The 15,522-nt window shown below is 68.2% G+C and carries 18 protein-coding genes and 2 tRNA genes; 6 read left to right on the top strand and 14 right to left on the bottom strand.

Translation table 11 applies throughout. The annotated features are described in order from the left end of the window. Positions 1–109: 109 nt before the first annotated feature. A complete protein-coding gene (locus tag DZG09_RS16560) occupies positions 110–259 on the top strand; it encodes a hypothetical protein (protein WP_162893210.1) in 150 nt (49 codons plus the stop codon). Between the two features lie 170 nt (positions 260–429). Here the strand turns inward: DZG09_RS16560 and DZG09_RS07635 are convergent, their stop codons facing one another. From DZG09_RS07635 to DZG09_RS07625, 3 genes are all read right to left on the bottom strand, one after another. Beyond that, on the bottom strand, positions 430–657 hold the full coding sequence (locus DZG09_RS07635) for a MerR family transcriptional regulator (protein WP_119697001.1): 228 nt from the start codon (positions 655–657) through the stop codon (positions 430–432). A 389-nt stretch (positions 658–1,046) separates the two neighbouring features. Then, positions 1,047–1,119 (bottom strand) — tRNA-Lys (locus DZG09_RS07630). Between the two features lie 99 nt (positions 1,120–1,218). Continuing rightward, positions 1,219–1,746: a DUF421 domain-containing protein gene (locus DZG09_RS07625; protein ID WP_119697000.1), complete on the bottom strand. Its 528-nt coding sequence runs from the start codon at positions 1,744–1,746 to the stop codon at positions 1,219–1,221. A gap of 128 nt (positions 1,747–1,874) precedes the next feature. Between DZG09_RS07625 and DZG09_RS07620 the strand changes: the two genes are divergently transcribed. Beyond that, positions 1,875–2,603, top strand: coding sequence for an MgtC/SapB family protein (locus tag DZG09_RS07620; RefSeq protein ID WP_119696999.1), 729 nt, complete (start codon positions 1,875–1,877; stop codon positions 2,601–2,603). Between the two features lie 183 nt (positions 2,604–2,786). On the opposite strand, the gene DZG09_RS07615 is transcribed toward DZG09_RS07620, so the two are convergent. Together DZG09_RS07615 and DZG09_RS07610 are read right to left on the bottom strand one after the other, a co-directional pair. Continuing rightward, on the bottom strand, positions 2,787–3,371 hold the full coding sequence (locus tag DZG09_RS07615; RefSeq protein ID WP_119696998.1) for an isochorismatase family protein: 585 nt from the start codon (positions 3,369–3,371) through the stop codon (positions 2,787–2,789). A 157-nt stretch (positions 3,372–3,528) separates the two neighbouring features. After that, positions 3,529–4,173: an NAD(P)H-binding protein gene (locus DZG09_RS07610; protein WP_119696997.1), complete on the bottom strand. Its 645-nt coding sequence runs from the start codon at positions 4,171–4,173 to the stop codon at positions 3,529–3,531. Between the two features lie 101 nt (positions 4,174–4,274). On the opposite strand from DZG09_RS07610, the gene DZG09_RS07605 reads away from it, so the two are divergent. From DZG09_RS07605 to DZG09_RS07590, 4 genes are all read left to right on the top strand, one after another. Then, on the top strand, positions 4,275–5,018 hold the full coding sequence (locus DZG09_RS07605) for a sulfite exporter TauE/SafE family protein (protein ID WP_119696996.1): 744 nt from the start codon (positions 4,275–4,277) through the stop codon (positions 5,016–5,018). Positions 5,019–5,086: 68 nt separating this feature from the next. Next, the gene (locus tag DZG09_RS07600) at positions 5,087–5,542 is read left to right on the top strand and encodes a GyrI-like domain-containing protein (protein ID WP_162893209.1); all 456 of its coding nucleotides are present in this window, start codon (positions 5,087–5,089) and stop codon (positions 5,540–5,542) included. A 117-nt stretch (positions 5,543–5,659) separates the two neighbouring features. Further along, positions 5,660–6,031: a DUF1801 domain-containing protein gene (locus tag DZG09_RS07595; RefSeq protein ID WP_162893208.1), complete on the top strand. Its 372-nt coding sequence runs from the start codon at positions 5,660–5,662 to the stop codon at positions 6,029–6,031. 6 nt (positions 6,032–6,037) lie between these two features. Then, positions 6,038–6,916 carry an AraC family transcriptional regulator gene (locus tag DZG09_RS07590; protein WP_119696993.1) on the top strand — a complete coding sequence of 293 codons (879 nt, stop codon included), beginning with the start codon at positions 6,038–6,040 and terminating at the stop codon, positions 6,914–6,916. Between the two features lie 65 nt (positions 6,917–6,981). Here the strand turns inward: DZG09_RS07590 and DZG09_RS07585 are convergent. The 9 genes from DZG09_RS07585 to DZG09_RS07545 all read right to left on the bottom strand — a co-directional run bounded on the left by DZG09_RS07585 (position 6,982) and on the right by DZG09_RS07545 (position 15,520). Next, positions 6,982–7,057 (bottom strand) — tRNA-Thr (locus tag DZG09_RS07585). Between the two features lie 124 nt (positions 7,058–7,181). After that, complete coding sequence (locus DZG09_RS07580) at positions 7,182–8,651, bottom strand: alpha/beta hydrolase (RefSeq protein WP_119697450.1); 1,470 nt, start codon at positions 8,649–8,651, stop codon at positions 7,182–7,184. Positions 8,652–8,707: 56 nt separating this feature from the next. Next, the gene (locus DZG09_RS07575; RefSeq protein ID WP_119696992.1) at positions 8,708–9,865 is read right to left on the bottom strand and encodes a DNA polymerase III subunit delta'; all 1,158 of its coding nucleotides are present in this window, start codon (positions 9,863–9,865) and stop codon (positions 8,708–8,710) included. A 133-nt stretch (positions 9,866–9,998) separates the two neighbouring features. Next, complete coding sequence (tmk, locus tag DZG09_RS07570) at positions 9,999–10,682, bottom strand: dTMP kinase (protein WP_119696991.1); 684 nt, start codon at positions 10,680–10,682, stop codon at positions 9,999–10,001. Beyond that, complete coding sequence (gene topA, locus DZG09_RS07565) at positions 10,682–13,516, bottom strand: type I DNA topoisomerase (RefSeq protein ID WP_119696990.1); 2,835 nt, start codon at positions 13,514–13,516, stop codon at positions 10,682–10,684. The genes tmk and topA overlap by 1 nt, the downstream gene beginning before the upstream one ends. 138 nt (positions 13,517–13,654) lie before the next feature. Then, complete coding sequence (locus tag DZG09_RS07560; protein ID WP_119696989.1) at positions 13,655–13,969, bottom strand: Rv3654c family TadE-like protein; 315 nt, start codon at positions 13,967–13,969, stop codon at positions 13,655–13,657. Continuing rightward, entirely contained in the window at positions 13,969–14,331 is a 363-nt protein-coding gene (locus DZG09_RS07555; RefSeq protein WP_240423761.1) for a TadE family type IV pilus minor pilin, read from the bottom strand. The genes DZG09_RS07560 and DZG09_RS07555 overlap by 1 nt, the downstream gene beginning before the upstream one ends. Then, on the bottom strand, positions 14,328–14,501 hold the full coding sequence (locus tag DZG09_RS07550) for a DUF4244 domain-containing protein (RefSeq protein WP_119696988.1): 174 nt from the start codon (positions 14,499–14,501) through the stop codon (positions 14,328–14,330). The genes DZG09_RS07555 and DZG09_RS07550 overlap by 4 nt, the downstream gene beginning before the upstream one ends. 71 nt (positions 14,502–14,572) lie before the next feature. Next, positions 14,573–15,520, bottom strand: a complete 948-nt coding sequence (locus DZG09_RS07545; RefSeq protein WP_240423759.1) for a type II secretion system F family protein — start codon at positions 15,518–15,520, stop codon at positions 14,573–14,575. Positions 15,521–15,522 lie beyond the last annotated feature (2 nt).

Genomic DNA, 15,522 nt, shown 5'->3' with positions numbered 1-15,522 from the left:
CGCTCTCAGCACCAACACCCGGAGACAAGGCGTCGGTGGTCTCCGCTACGGTCGACGCGGGAGTCACGGACGTGCCAGCGCCCGGCCCACTACGCAGAGGAGAACTCTCATGAGCAACGGTGAGAACTACGCCCGACGTGCCAAGCGCCACGCCCGACAGGCCGTCAACATTGCCAAGGACGACTTCGAGCGGTCCCTCGGGAAGGCGATCGAGGAGCTCGCCCACGCCGTCGAGGAGGTTGCCGCCAAGCAGAGATAGAAGATGTGGTGCGGCCTGACGCGCGCGCACCCGGAGTGCCTCGATGCGAGCAGGCCGCACCTCGAGATCATCGTCAGTACGCAACACGTCCGTCAGCGCGTCGGCTAGGCGACGGATCGCCAAGGAAGCCTCGCCCGTTTCATCGTTCAGGAAGTCTGCCGGTTCCGCGATCATGACGTCGCTCCAGCAGACTGCGGCGAGCGCAATGCGGCGGTCTGTCCTTTGAGCGCCCGGATCTGTTCGATCGGGAAGCGGCGTTGCTTGCCTGGTGTGCGAAAGGACTGAAGCTTGCCGTTGCGTTCCCAGTTCCGGACTGTGCCCACTGATACGCCCAGCAGTCGAGCAGCTTCTCCGATTGGTATCGCTGTCTCGCTAGAGTAGGTATCGCTATCGGTCATGCCACCGACAATAGGTATAGCTACCAACTACGTCAAGTCGTTATGCCCGCGTGTCGTAGCTATTGCAAGGTTTAGGTAGCTTTTGCTACTATTGGGGCATGTCTGAGAACGCACAAGTCATCCAGTTCCCACGCAGCATCCCTGCCTGGAGCCTTGGCGACCGGCTCCGCAAGGTGCGCCGAGAGTACGTCCAGACGACCATGGACGGTATGGCTGCCGCACTCGAGGTCGGCCCGAAGGCGTACGCCGCTTGGGAAGCTGACCGCAACCGCCCAGCTGACATTGCTGGCCTCGCAGTAAAGCTCGAGCGCCTCACGGGAGTCCCGCGCGGTTGGTTCCTCGGGTGGACCGACGAAGATGGCCCCCGCCCCGCAGGGGGCGAGGGCCAGTGGGCCCACCGGGGCTCGAACCCGGGACCCGCGGATTAAAAGTCCGATGCTCTGCCAGCTGAGCTATAGGCCCAGAGACCAACTTTACTTGAACCTGACACGTACAGATGCCCCCGTGGATTCATTGCCCGCTTCTGCTGGAGATCGATCCGGATCACTCCGCCTGACCTGACTACCGCAGCTCCTCGGCCCCGATCACCCCGTCGAACACGCCCTCGTCGATCGGTTGCCCGGCCCGGATGACGCTCAGCGCGCCTGACGGCTCGAAGACGACCGCTCCCACCTGATCCGGATGCGACACACCGGCCAGCCGCAGACGCGAGTTCAGTTCCGGATGCGACACGTGGCAGCGACTCATGTTCCTCTCGAGTACTTTCGACCCCGCCATCAGCAGCACCGGACGGTTCACCACCAGCCGCGCGCCGAACTTCGCACGCCGGATGACCCCCGACAGCGCCTGCAGCAGCACGAGTGTGACGATCGCGACGATGCCGCCGCCGAGCTTCGGCGACTCGCCCAGTGCGGCGCGAGCGATGATGCCGCCGAAGGCGATGACCGCCGCCAGGTCGTAGCTCGACATTCCGGAGAGCATCCGCTGACCGAGCACGCGCACCAGCACGACCAGCGCGACGTACATGCCGATCGTCGCAAGCACCACAGCGCCTGCTTCCAGCCACGAGATTCCGAGCAGTTCGAGCACCGATGTTCCTTCCGCTTGCAACAGACCAAGGGTAGTCCCGTCCTTCCGCTCATCCGGCTCGTGCCCTTGAGTTCCTCTTAGAGCACGGGCATTGTGAAGATCGGCGTCCCGAGACGTGGAGGTGATGTATGGACCCGCTCATCGGCTTCGTCACGGATTCGACCGCCGTTCAGCTCGAGCTCCTGGTCGCCTCGTTCGTGCTGTGCTCGCTGATCGGACTCGAGCGGCAGGTCAGGCAGAAGAGTGCCGGCTATCGCACACACGTCCTCGTCGGACTCGGATCGTGCGCATTCACACTCGTCTCCGGCTACGGCTTCGCGATGGTGCTCGGCGACGATGCGGCGCTCGATCCCTCGCGCATTGCGGCGCAGATCGTGTCGGGCATCGGGTTCCTCGGCGCAGGCGTGATCTTCAAGGGGCGCAACGTCGTACGAGGGCTGACGACGGCCGCGACGGTGTGGGTCGCCGCCGCAGTCGGCATGGCGTGCGGCGCAGGACTGCTGGCCCTGGCTGCCGCGCTGACGGTGCTGCATCTGGTGACGCTGTTCGTCATCGCCCCGGTCGTCCGGCGCCTGCCCACGCCTGATCGGCACCGCGTGCTGCGCATCACCTACATCGACGGCGGCGGCGTGCTGCGCGATGTGCTCGAAGCGGCGACCGCGATGGGATTCAGCAGCTCGGTGGTCAGGAGCCGCCGCAGCACGGAGGGCGATCGGGCACTGGTCACCGTCGACGTGCACTTCTACGGACAGCAGCCGATGCGGGAGCTGGTGCCGCCGCTGCTCGATCTCTCCGGAGTCGAGCGCGTCTCCGTACAGGGCGCCGACTCGCACGACGCCGACGACGATTCGGTGTGAGACCCGCCGCGAGAACGCCCTCGAACCGGACGCTCCTGGCAGCGCAGGCCTGGCTTAGGAACGGACTCGTCTCGCGTTTCCCGACGCCCAGCGGAACGAAGCACTGGCGATGCGGGACCAGCCGAATCGCGGGAAGATCCGGGTCGGCTCAGGTGCCGCGGATCGCGCGACCCGTCCGGACGATCAAGCTGCGCCGGATGCCGAGATCGTTCCGCCCGCTGCGCGGATCTCCGCCAGCGCAGCGGCGCTCGGTTCGGGGGCTACCCCCGCGACCAAGTCCGAGAGCACGCGCACCGTCCTCCGATCGCGGATCGCGTCGAGTGCGGACGCCCGCACGCAGTGGTCGGTGGCGAGGCCGACGACGTCGAGCTCGTCGACCCCGAGATCGGTGAGCAGCGCGGAGAGCGTGCTGCCCGTTTCCGTAGTGCCTTCGAACGCCGAGTACGCCGACACGCCCTGCCCCTTCTTGACGTGATGGGTGACCGCCGATGTGTCGAACAGCGGGTCGTAGGAGGCGCCTTCCGTTCCGGCGACGCAGTGCACCGGCCACGTGTCGACGAAGTCGGGCTCATCAGCGGCGAAATGACCGCCGTTGTCGTTCGCACCGTCATGCCAGTCACGAGAGGCGACGACGGCCGCGTACTCCCCCGCGTGCTCGGCGAGGTACCGAGTCACTCCCCTGGCGACGTCATCGCCGCTGGTGACGGCGAGCGCGCCGCCCTCTGTGAAATCGTTCTGCACGTCGACGATCAGCAGTCCGCGACTCATCTCGTCTCCTTCCGCTGGTGCCTCGTCTCAGATTACGCGCGCCGGATGCTCAGGGGATCCAGCCGCCTGTGCGCTCCGTCTCACGCATGGAGCATTCGATGCCGGCCGGGTGAGACCGGTGTCTGCCCGCGAGGTGCGCAGCGTCACCTGCTGCTGCTCAGCCCCGGATCGCGTCCACGATCGGCACGGTGCCGTTGCCGAATGCGATGGTGCGCCGGATGGTCGAATCATCGGCGAGCGCGGCCGCGGCGACCGCCGCGACATCCGCCCGTGAGACGCGCCCGTCGCCGGGTTCGGCGACCTCGATCAGGCCGGTAGGCTCGTCGAGTGTGAGCGGTCCGGGGGCGAGGACCGTCCAGTCGAGATCCGTTGCGCGCAGGTGCTCATCGGCGGCGGCCTTCGCCTCGGCGTACGCGAAGAACGAGCTGTCCTCCGGCACGCCGTGATCGGTGCGGGCGCCGAGGTACGACACCATCACGTAACGACTCACACCGGCGCGCGATGCGGCGTCCATCGATCGGATGGCCGCGTCGCGGTCGACCGCATAGGTTCGCTGCGGGTCGCCGCCACCGGCCCCCGCAGACCAGACGATCGCATCGTGACCCGAGAACAGCTCGGCCAGCGCATCCGTGTCGAGGGATTCGACGTCGGCGACCAGCGGAGTCGCACCCGCGGCGGCCACGTCGTCGGAATGGGCGGGGTTCCGGATCACGGCAACGGGCTCGTCGCTCCTCTCCGCCAGAATCGGTGCCAGCCGGAGCGCCACCTTGCCATGGCCCCCGATGATCAGAATGCGGCTCATCGTGTCTCCCTCTCGTCGACGTGCTTCCACGCTATCGGCGATCGCGGGCAAGGGCGCCGTTCAGCGATAGGTTGAGCGGATGACCGGAGACGACCAGCGCGATGCCTGAGCTCGGAGTCCTCGCCTGGGCAGCACTCGCCCTGGGCGCCGCCGTCGTCGGCATGTCGAAGGCCGCGCTTCCCGGCGTGAACACGATCGCCATCGCCCTGTTCGCCGCCGCGCTGCCGGCCAAGCAGTCGACCGGTGCCCTGCTGGTGCTGCTGATCGTCGGCGACGTGTTCGCGCTGCTGATCCACCGTCGCCACGCCCGTCTGCGAGCGCTGCTCCCGCTGATCCCGGCCGTCATCGTCGGGATTCTGCTGGGCACGGCGTTCCTCGCCTTCGCTGACAACACCTGGACCAAGCGCGTGATCGGCGTCATCCTGCTTCTCGTGATCGCCGTGACTCTCTGGCGGAGGCGAAGGGAACGGCGGGGCGACACCCGACCGCCAGGTGGCCGGATGATGGGCGCGTCCTACGGCGCCCTGGGCGGCTTCACGACGATGGTCGCCAACGCCGGCGGCCCCGTGATGTCGATGTACTTCCTCGCAATGCGCTTCCCGATGCGCGAGTTCCTCGGCACGGCCGCCTATTTCTTCGCCGCCGTCAACCTCGCCAAACTGCCCTTCTCCATCGGGCTCGGCATCCTCACCGTCCCCACGCTGCTCGTCGACGCCGTACTGATCCCAGCAGTCGTGCTCGGCGCGTGGCTGGGCAAGATCCTGCTCACCCGCATGAACCAGCGCTTCTTCGACGTCGCGGTGATCGTCGTGACGATCCTCGGCGCGCTCTACCTGCTGATCTGAGGGGCAGGAAGACCGCGGCGATCGATGATGGCACGTATTGCACAATGCCGCCGACCTACGGTGAGGGCATGACGATCATCCCTCGCTCTTTCCACACTGAGCCCTTCACCGTCCTCGGCATCGAAGTCCGTACCAACGGAGCGGCGTCGGCAGTCGACATCCCCGCACACTGGAACCACGTCGTGACCGACGATGCGCTCGCCCATGTGCCGGGACGCCTCACTGACGAGGTCTACGCCGTGTACACGAACCTCGAGCACGCGGGTCGAAGCAGAAGCGGCTGGTTCAGCTTCATCATCGGCGTCGCTGTCGATCCCGCGACGAGCATTCCGGACGGCATGACGCTGGCCTCGGTTCCTGCCTCAGAACGCCTCGAGTTCGCTGCCCCAGACGGCGATCACTCACGCATTCTGGATGCATGGCAGGCGGCATGGGACTACGACGACGCGCAGAAGACGTTCCTCTGCGAATACGAGAAGTACGGCGTCGACGGCACCGTCTCCGTGAATCTCGGGGTGAGCTAGTCGATGCCGGAACCTCCGGGTATCCACCGCGGCGCTCCCACTCGAATGCGGACCGATACAGGCGTCTCCCCGCCGTCGTCGGCGACCGCGCCCGTCTACGATCGGTTCTCCCCTCCCGTGCGAAGCGTTCTTCTGTCGGTTCGCGCGCTGATCCTCACGACCGCCGGGGCGCTACCCCGGACGGGCGGTGTGCACGAGTACCTGGCATGGGGGCAACCGACGTACCGTCCTCGGCGCGACGGCGTCGGCACAGCAGTCCGGCTCGATGAGCACAGTCCCGGCGTGCCCGCTCTGCTGGTGAGTTGCCGAACGTCCCTCATTCGCGAGTTCAGCACGTTCGCCGCGCACATGGAGTTCGACGGACGTCGGGCGGTGCTCCTCGATCCCACCGTCCCACTGCCGCGCGCCGAGTTGGGTGCCATGGTCGAGCTCGCCTTCAGCTATCGTGAGTGGCGAGATGGCAGGGCGCGCACAGACGCAACCGGATGAGCGAAGATGAACCAGCGCGAAACGTGGATCGAATACGACGAGCGGTTCGACGCGGTCCTCACGTACATCTACGACCATCTGGACGAACCGCTCGACCTGATCAGGCTCGCCGAGGTTGCCGGGTTCTCTCCACGGCACTGGCACCGGATCTTCGTGTCAGCGTTCGGAGAATCGCTGTCGGCGCTGGTCAAGCGGGTGCGCCTCCAGCGAGCCGTCTCGCTGCTGGTCTCCGACACGATGCCCGTCCGCCGGATTGCCAGCGAATGCGGTTTTCCGGATCAGTCATCATTCACTCGCGCTTTCAAAGCCGCCACGGGGACCACGCCCGCCCGGTTCCGCAGCAGCGGAACGCACGTGGACCTTCGCATGGCTCGCGCTCGCCAGGATCCTGACGCCTTCGAGGTGCGCGTGCGAGAGCTGACACAGGTCAGATGCATTGCGGCACGGCACCGCGGTTCGTACCTCACGATCGACCGAACGTTCCACGAACTGCGCGTCTGGCTCGCAGCACACGGCCACGACCTCGCCGATCAGGACATGTACGGCGTGTATCTGTCCGACCCGACGAGAACGCCGGAATCAGATCTGAAATCGATCGCGTGCGCAACCGTGCCGCCGGGAATCTCCGGTCGTCTGGAACCTTTGTCACCGGATGCGGCGCAGGTCGAATCCTTCACGATACGCGGCGGACCGTACGCCGGTCTCACCCATATCGGTGCCTATGCGGATATGCCGGACACCTACGCCTGGCTCTTCGGTCACTGGGTGCCTGAGAGCGGCCGCAGGCTTGCCGACGATCCGGTCGTCGAGCGCTACATCTCGAGCCCGCAGGACAGCGCTCCGACTTCCAACGCCGTCGAGCTGCTGCTCCCCCTGGTTGCGTGAGATTTGGGGCACTGCACCGACTGCCGAGAAAGACCCCCGATCCCGATGGGGAACGAGGGCCTTTCTGGAGCCGCCTGCCGGAATCGAACCGGCGACCTATTCATTACGAGTGAATCGCTCTACCGACTGAGCTAAGGCGGCGTCTGTGACCGCGTCAGCGGCACGATGAACAAGCATACCGGATGCCCGCCTGCGCAACGAATCGGTCCGACGCCCGCGCGTGGCACGATCGTCGCGCGCCGCACAGCCCCCGGACAGCGCCGGGTCACTGGCAGGTGAGCCCGTCATCCGGCACCGTGCCGTCGATGAGGAACTCGCCGACGGCGTCGTTGACGCACGCGCTGTTGCCGTACCCGCCGTGCCCCTCGCCCTCGTATGTGATCAGCGTGCCGCTCTCGAGCTGCTCCGCAAGCGACTCGGCCCATTGGTAGGGCGTTGCGGGGTCTCCCGTCGTGCCCACCACGAGGATCGGCGCTGCACCTTCGGCCGTGATCTGGCCCCGTGTGCCCGTCGGGTCATGCGGCCACTGCTCGCACAGGTCGGGCCCCGACCAGTACGGCGCGATCGTCGGTGCGTTCTCCGACACCAGCTCCTCAGCCGCGTCGTTCTCCGCCGCGGTCGGAACCGGATAGTCCATGCAGTTGTAGGCGGTGAACGCCTCGGTGGTGTTCGCGACATAGGTGCCGTCGACGCGATCGTTGTACATGTCGGCGAGCGCGAACGCCCCAGAGGCGTCGCCCTGCTGCGCGCCCTCCAGCGCGGCGGTGAGATCGGGCCAGGACAGCGGGCTGTACAGCGAAGAGATGATCGCCGTCACCAGGGTGTCAGCACCGAGCTCACGGCCGTCTGATCCGACGAGCGGCCTGTCATCCACCTCTGCGAGCAGCGCCCCGAGATCTGCCATGCCGTCATCGACATTCCCAGGGAACGGGCACTGCCCGCCGTCGCCGCAGTCCGTGAGGTACGCGCGCAGCGCGTTCTCGAACCCGACGCCCTGCACGGCACCGACCATCGCGCTCGGCACGGAGGGATCCATCGCCGCGTCGAGCACCAGGTGCCCGGCGCGTTCTGGGAACAGGTTCGCGTAGGTCGCGCCGAGGAATGTGCCGTACGAGAAGCCGAGGTAGCGCAGCTCGTTCTCCCCGAGCACGGCCCGGATGAGGTCGAGATCACGGGCCGCCTGCTCCGTTGTGATGAACTCGAGCAGATCGCCTGTGTTCTCCTCGCACCCCGCGGCGAAGTCGGCATTCGCCTGTTCGAGTTCGCTCTCCCACTCTGCGCTGCCGCGTTCGGCTTCCGGCACATCGTAGAGGTAGGCGTCCATCGCCGTATCGTCGAGGCATTCGACTGCCGTCGACTCGCCGACGCCGCGCGGGTCGAAGCCGACGATGTCGTATGCGGCGCGCACGTCGTCGGCGAACAGGTACTGCGCGCTCGACTGCACGAAGCTGACACCGCTGGCGCCCGGCCCGCCGGGATTGGTGAGCAGCGAACCGTCGGGAGCGCCCTGCTCGGCGAGATAGCGCGTGAGGGCGAGCTCGATCTCACCCCGCTCCGGATCGTTCCAGTCGAGCGGCGCGGCGATGGTCGCGCACTGCAGATCGGGGCCGCAGTCCTGCCACTGCGGCGGCTGGTCGTAGAACTCGATCAGCTCGCTCGGCACGCCGTCCGTGACGGGCGCCGGATCGGCCGGGCGCTCCGGGATGAATGCCGAGAGGCATCCGGAGAGCAGCATCGCCCCCGCTGCGAGCACCGCGGCCGCCACGATGCGCCGCTTCGCGCCGCTCGCCCTCACAGTCGGTTCCCGCTCACGATCGTGACGAGCAGACTCTCCAGCGCCAACGCGGGCTGTGCGTTCTGCTCGATCGCGGCACGCGTGTCGGTGATGTGGTCGAGCACGCGCAGAGTGCGCTCCTGGCTCCATTCCCCCGCCACCCGGCGCAGATCGTCGATGACTTCGAGATTGATGATGCCCTCCTGGCGGTCGTGCTGCAGCATGACGACGTCGCGGTACAAGGACTGCATGTCGGTGAGCACGCGGTCGAGCCCGTCGCGCAGGCTCCGCGTCGCGCGGCGCTTCTGCTCCTCCTCCAGTGCCTGGACCTGCGCGCGCACCGCTGGCGGCACGCGCGATCCCTCCGGCACACCGACGGTGCGCAGCAGCGAAGCTCGCTCGGCCTCGTCACGCTCCGCGGTCAGCGCCTTCGCGTCATCCGTCGCCGCCTGCACGATTCGGCCGGCGATCTCGACGACGTCGCCGATCGTGCGCCCTCCGAGCACCGCGCGCAGGCTCTCGTCACGCCTCTCGCGCGACGCTGTGTCGGTCGCGAGCCGCTGCGCCATGCCGATGTGCCGCTGCGCGTGCCGCGCCGCCTGCTCGGCGACATCGACATCCGCACCTGTGCGCTCCACGATCAGCCGCGCCACGTCGTCGACCTCGGGCTCCCGCAGTCGCAGAGTGCGCACGCGCGAGCGGATCGTCGGCAGCAGGTCGGCCTCGCTCGGGGCGCACAGCAACCAGATGGTCTGCTCCGGAGGCTCTTCGAGAGCCTTGAGCAGCACGTTCGACGTGCGCTCAGTCATCCGGTCGGCGTCTTCCATCACGATCACGCGGAACCGGCCGAGCGACGGCGCGAAGTACGACCGCTCGACGAGCGCGCGCGCCTGCTTGATCGTGATGATGACCCCCTCTGTGCGCAGCGCCATGAGATCCGGATGGGTGCCGGCGAGCACCTGGCGCATGGTTGCGTGGTCATCGGGAGTGTTCGCGATGAGCGCCGCCGCGAACGCCTGCGCGAGTGTGGAGCGACCGGAGCCCGGCGGGCCGGTGATGAGCCATGCGTGGGCAGGTGAGCCCTCGTCGTGCGCTGCGCGCTGCAGCGTGCTGACCGCCTCGTGCTGGCCCCACACGTCGCCCCACGGTAGCTCCGCCGCGGCAACTGAAGTCATACCCAGAGCCTACCGGCGCCCTCCGACACCGCCGCACGCGGCAGCGCCCATCGTTCATCTGTGCCGAATGCGGTGCGTGCCGCTGCGAACGCCGACGATCGCGCAGACGAAGCGACGGCGTTCGCAGCGCCGCTCAGCCGATCAGTGCTGCGACGCGGGCGCGCACGCGTGCGGCGATCTCTTCCGGCGGCAGGGTCGCGTCGACGACGACGAATCGCTCAGGCTCGGCCTCGGCGAGCGCGAGGAACGCCTCACGCACCCTGGTGTGGAAGGCATCTTGCTGCGACTCCAGCCGGTCGAACGGCTTGTCATCCGCGTCGAGTCTGGCACGGGCCGATGCGGCGTCGATGTCGAGCAGCACCGTGAGGCTCGGAAGCGCTCCCTCGGTCGCCCACAGCGAGAGTTCGCGGATCTCGTCCGGATCGAGCACACGGCCGGTGCCCTGGTACGCCACGGACGAATCGAGATAGCGATCCTGGATCACGACCTCGCCGCGCTCGAGCGCGGGTCGCACCAGCGCGTCGACGTGGTGCGCCCGATCCGCTGCGAACAGCAGCGCCTCGGCGCGCGCACCGATGTCGGCGCCGTCCGCACCGTCGCCGGACGCCTTGTGATGCAGCACGATCTCTCGGATGCTGCGCCCCACCGCCGTACCGCCCGGCTCGCGAGTGCGCACCACGGTGCGACCCGCGTTCTCGAGCCATTCCTGCAGCAGGCCGGCCTGGGTGGTCTTTCCCGAGCCGTCGCCGCCCTCGAACGTGATCCAGAGCCCACCGGATGCCTCCACGGGCGCCCCCCTGCCGAGTGGGCCGGGCATCACGAGGTCTTCTCGGCCGCCGTCGACTTCTTAGTCGTCGTCGGCTTCTTGGCCGCGGTCGACGACTTGGCCGCAGCCGAAGCCTTCTTCGTGGTCGACGCTGTCTTCTTCGCGGTCGACGACTTCGCGGTGGCGGCCTTCTTCGTCGTCGACGACTTCGCGGTCGACTTGCGCGTCGTCGTGCGCTTCTTCGCCGGCCCCTTGGCGCGCTTGTCGGCGATCAGCTGCACGGCGCGCTCGAACGTGATGTCGTCGACCTGCTCGCCGCGCGGGATCGTCGCGTTCGTCTCCCCGTCGGTCACATACGGGCCGAACCGGCCGTCGCGCACCTTCAGCGGCTTGTCGCTGACCGGGTCGTTGTCGAACTCCTTCAGCGCCGCGGCGGCGCGCCTGGCGCCGTACTTGGGCTGCTTGTAGATCTCGAGCGCCTCGTCGAGCGTGATGTCGAAGATCTGGTCCTCGGCCTGCAGTGAGCGGGAGTCGGTGCCCTTCTTGAGGTAGGGACCGTACCTGCCGTTCTGCGCAGTGATCGTCTCCCCGCTGTCCGGATCCTTCCCGACGGTGCGCGGCAGATCGAGCAGCGTGATCGCCGTGTCGAGGTCGATCGTCTCCGGCGACATCGACTTGAACAGCGACGCACGACGCGGCTTCGGCTCGTCCTTCTTCGCCGTGCGCTTCTTCGGCTTCTCCTCGATCTCGCCCGTTGCCGCATCGGCCGCATCCGGGTCGACCGGGTCCTCCTCCTGCAGGTACGGGCCGAAGCGGCCGTCCTTGACGACCACGACTTTGCCCGTCGCAGGGTTCTCACCCAGCACGCGGTTGCCCGCCACGGGCGCATCGATCAGCTCCTGCGCCTTCTCGGGTGTGAGCTCATCCGGAGCCAGTTCCTCCGGAACGTTCACGATGCGCGGCTTCGCCTCGGGCTGCGTCGGATCGACGATCTCGAGGTACGGCCCGTAGCGTCCGAACCGGAGCGTGGCCACGTCGGTGATCCGCGTCGCGTTGATCTCGCGCGCATCGATCTCGCCGAGGTTGTCGACGATGTTGCGCAGGCCCGGGTGCCCCTCGCCGCCGTAGTAGAAGGACTTGAGCCATTCCGGCCGCTCCTCCTCGCCGCGGGCGATCGCGTCGAGGTCGTTCTCGAGGTTGGCCGTGAAATCGTAGTCGATCAGCTCGGCGAAGTGCTCCTCGAGCAGCCGTGTGACGCTGAAGGCGAGCCAGGTCGGCACGAGCGCCTGCCCGCGCTTGACGACGTAGCCGCGGTCGAGGATCACGCCGATGATGCTCGCGAAGGTGGAGGGTCGGCCGATGCCGCGCTCCTCGAGCACCTTCACGAGCGTCGCCTCGGTGTAGCGGGGCTTCGGGCTCGTCTGATGCCCCTTCGCCTCGGGCTCGCCGAGGCTCAGCGCGTCGCCGGTCTCGACCTTCGGGAGCTGCTGGTCTGCACTCTTGTCAGCGTCGGCGCGCGTCTCATCGCGCCCCTCCTCGTAGGCTTCGAGGAAGCCCTTGAAGGTGTAGACGGTGCCGGATGCCGTGAACTCGGCCTTCTTCCCGTCCGCCTCGGTCTCGAGGGTGACGGTGGTCGTCTCCAGCTTCGCATCGGACATCTGGCTGGCAACGGTGCGCTTCCAGATCAGGTCGTACATCCGCTTCTCGTCGCGGCCGAGCTCGCCGCCGATCTGGCTCGGGCGGCGGAAGGTATCGCCTGACGGGCGGATCGCCTCGTGCGCCTCCTGCGCGTTGCGGCTCTTCGACGCGTACACGCGCGGCTTCAGCGGCACGGCCTTGTCGCCGTAGAGCTCGACGGCCTGCTCGCGCGCGGCCTTGACCGCCTGCGCCGAGAGGTTGGTCGAGTCGGTTCGCATATAGGTGATGTATCCGCGCTCGTAGAGACTCTGCGCGACCGACATCGTCGTCTTCGCCGTCATGCCGAGCTTGCGACCGGCCTCCTGCTGCAGCGTCGACGTGGTGAAGGGAGCGTAAGGGCGGCGCGTGCCGGGCTTCGCCTCGACGCTCGTCACGGTCGCCGACGCCGCGTCGAGCGCTGCGGCGAGCTCGGTCGCTGCCTTCTCGTCGAGCACGACGACGGCGCGCTTGAGCTTGCCGTCCTCGTCGAAGTCGCGACCGACGGCGACCGGGGCCCCGTCGAGACGGACGAGCTTCACGCGGAAGGCGTCGTCCGCCCTGGCGGCGGTCGCGTCGATGCCCCAGTAGTCGGCCGACACGAACGCCATCCGCTCGCGCTCGCGGTCGACGACCATCCGGGTCGCCGCCGACTGCACGCGGCCCGCGCTGAGCGCCTGCCCCTCGCGTCCGCTGCCGACCTTGCGCCACAGCACCGGCGAGACGTCCCAGCCGTACAGACGGTCGAGCACGCGGCGGGTCTCCTGCGCGTCGACGAGAGAGATGTCGAGTTCGCGCGTGTTGCTGATCGCTGCCTGGATCGCGTCCTTGGTGATCTCGTGGAACACCATCCGCTTGACCGGCACCTTCGGCTTCAGCGTCTCGAGCAGATGCCACGCGATGGCCTCGCCCTCGCGATCCTCATCCGTGGCGAGCAGGAGTTCGCTCGCCCCCTTCAGCGCACGCTTGAGCTCGGTGACCGTCTTGGTCTTGCGGTCGCTGACCACGTAATAGGGTTCGAAGCCGTTGTCGACGTCGATCGAGTACTTGCCGTACACCGCGCGGTCCTTCTCGGGGATGTCTCGCTTGTTCGCGAGGTCGCGGATGTGACCGACCGAGCTGAGCACCTCATAGTCGTCGCCGAGGTAGCTCTGGATCGACTTCATCTTCGTCGGAGACTCGACGATGACGAGCTTCTTGCCTGTTGCCAAGGTGGCGTCCTTTCTTCGCTGGCAACCATACACATTCCCAGCTGTGTAGGAATACCGGATCTCCAGCGGTGGAGTTCGGGGCATCGTCGCGGTGCGCGGCTCGTGCTGACAGCGGATCTGCAGTTGGTGACGGGCGCCTCACGGAGGACCAGCGCGGGAAACGGCCAGTGCGGGGACCCCAGCATAGTGCCAGGAGACGGACACGGTCGCGATCAGGTCGTCGAGTGTGCACGAGGAGACGCTCGCGCCCTGTGCCAGCGCGACCTCGGCCGCTCTGGCACACGGCTCTCCGGTGATCGCGCCGCTGGCGGCGTCGGCTGCGGCGAGCGCCGCCGCGTCGGCGATGCCGGCAGCGCGCTGACTCTCGGCTGCCGCCCCGCCGACGGCGACGAGGCCGAGTGCGAGCACGACGGAGCCGCCCATCACGCCGGCCGCGAGCACGGAACCGCTCATCACAGTCCCCCGTCGAGTGCGCAGCTGCGCGCGGTGAGCGGCACGCTGACGGGACCGAACTGCGCGTCGACGAGCGCGGTGACGCACACCAGATCGCCCGAGCGCGCGACGCGGTGGGTCGCACCGTCGACGGCACCGGTCACGACCCCGCCTGCGCGCGCCTCGTCTCCGCGGGCGACGAGCCTTGCCGCATCGGCAGCGCCGTCCTGCAGCCGCACCTGCGCGGCGGCGCACGTCAGAGCTCCCACGGCGAGCATGACGACCACGACGACCGCGGGGAGGGTGACGGCGAGCTCCGCCGTCACCGACCCGCGCTGGTCGCCGCCGGGCCGACCGAGCGCCCGACGACGCAATGGCATCATGCCGAGTTCAGCGCGCGTTCGATGATGTCGCCGAGCATGCTGCGCACGCCGTCGGATCTCAGCACGGCGACGAGCAGCCCGGCGAACGCAACGGCTGCCAACGTGACGATCGCGTACTCAGCGGTCGATGCTCCTTCTTCATCGCGGAACAGTTCGCTTGCGGTGTTCATGGTGTACTCCTTCTTCTCTGGTGATGCGGCCGGCCGTAGGGACCGATCGCGGGGGCATGCGATCCCGGACGTCACAGGTCGGGAAACGAGGTGGTCTGCAGCACGGCGAGGAGCATCGGCACGACGCCGAGGCAGAGGAACGCGGGCAGCGTGCACGCTCCGAGCGGCAGCAGCAGGCGCGTGCCGAGACGCGCAGCGCGCACCCGCCCGTCGGTGCGCGCTGCGCTGCGCTGCTGCTCCGCCGTCGCGCGCAGCAGGTCGATCGCGGGAATTCCCGCGCGGCGCGACAGGTCGAGCACGCGCTCCACCTCGTCGTCCGCTGAGGTCCCGCCGCCTGTCGCGGATGCCTCGGCCTGCGTCGACGATCCGCCCGCCGCCGCACCGGTCGCCCCCGAGACCAGGGCGCGGGCTCGGTCGAGCGACACCCCGCCGCCGAGAGCGATGGCGGTGAGCTCGGCGTACAGCCCGGGTGTTCCAGGTGCCGGTCTGGCGGCGCGGATGAGACCGGATGTCCACAGCCGACCGCCGGCGACCATCGCGAGCCCCGCCGACAGGCACACCAGCCCCGCACCCGGCGTGGTGAGCACGCCGATCATGTCGAAGCCGAGCGCGAGGGAGATGAAGACGCCCACGAACGGCAGCACGCTCATCAGGCGGGCCGTATGCGTCGGCTCGGCCATCGCGACGCGCACGTCGTCGAGCGTCTCCTGCGCATCACGCAGCGCGCGCGACATGCCGCGCAGAGACTCGGCGAGCGGGGCGCCCACCGTGGCGGCGATCTCCCACGCGGCGGCGATGTCGCGCCACGCCGCGGCCCGGTCGCGCTCGACAGCCGCGCGTCTGCCCCATCGTCGGCGCACCGGTGCGACGGCTTCGCCGCCGATCGCCTCTGCGACGGCGGCTCCCCGATCGGCGCGGTCTGCGATCCGCTGCGCCGCGGCGTCTCCCGACTCCGCGAGGTGGCGCCACGCTGCCTGGGGCACCGCACCTGCTTCGAGCAGCGCCGACAGTCGGAGCACGC

It is taken from the genome of Microbacterium halotolerans (assembly GCF_003569805.1).
Classification (GTDB): Bacteria; Actinomycetota; Actinomycetes; order Actinomycetales; family Microbacteriaceae; genus Microbacterium; species Microbacterium halotolerans.
The sequence above is the reverse complement of the archived record's forward strand: the minus strand, read 5'-3'. Positions and strand labels throughout refer to the sequence as shown.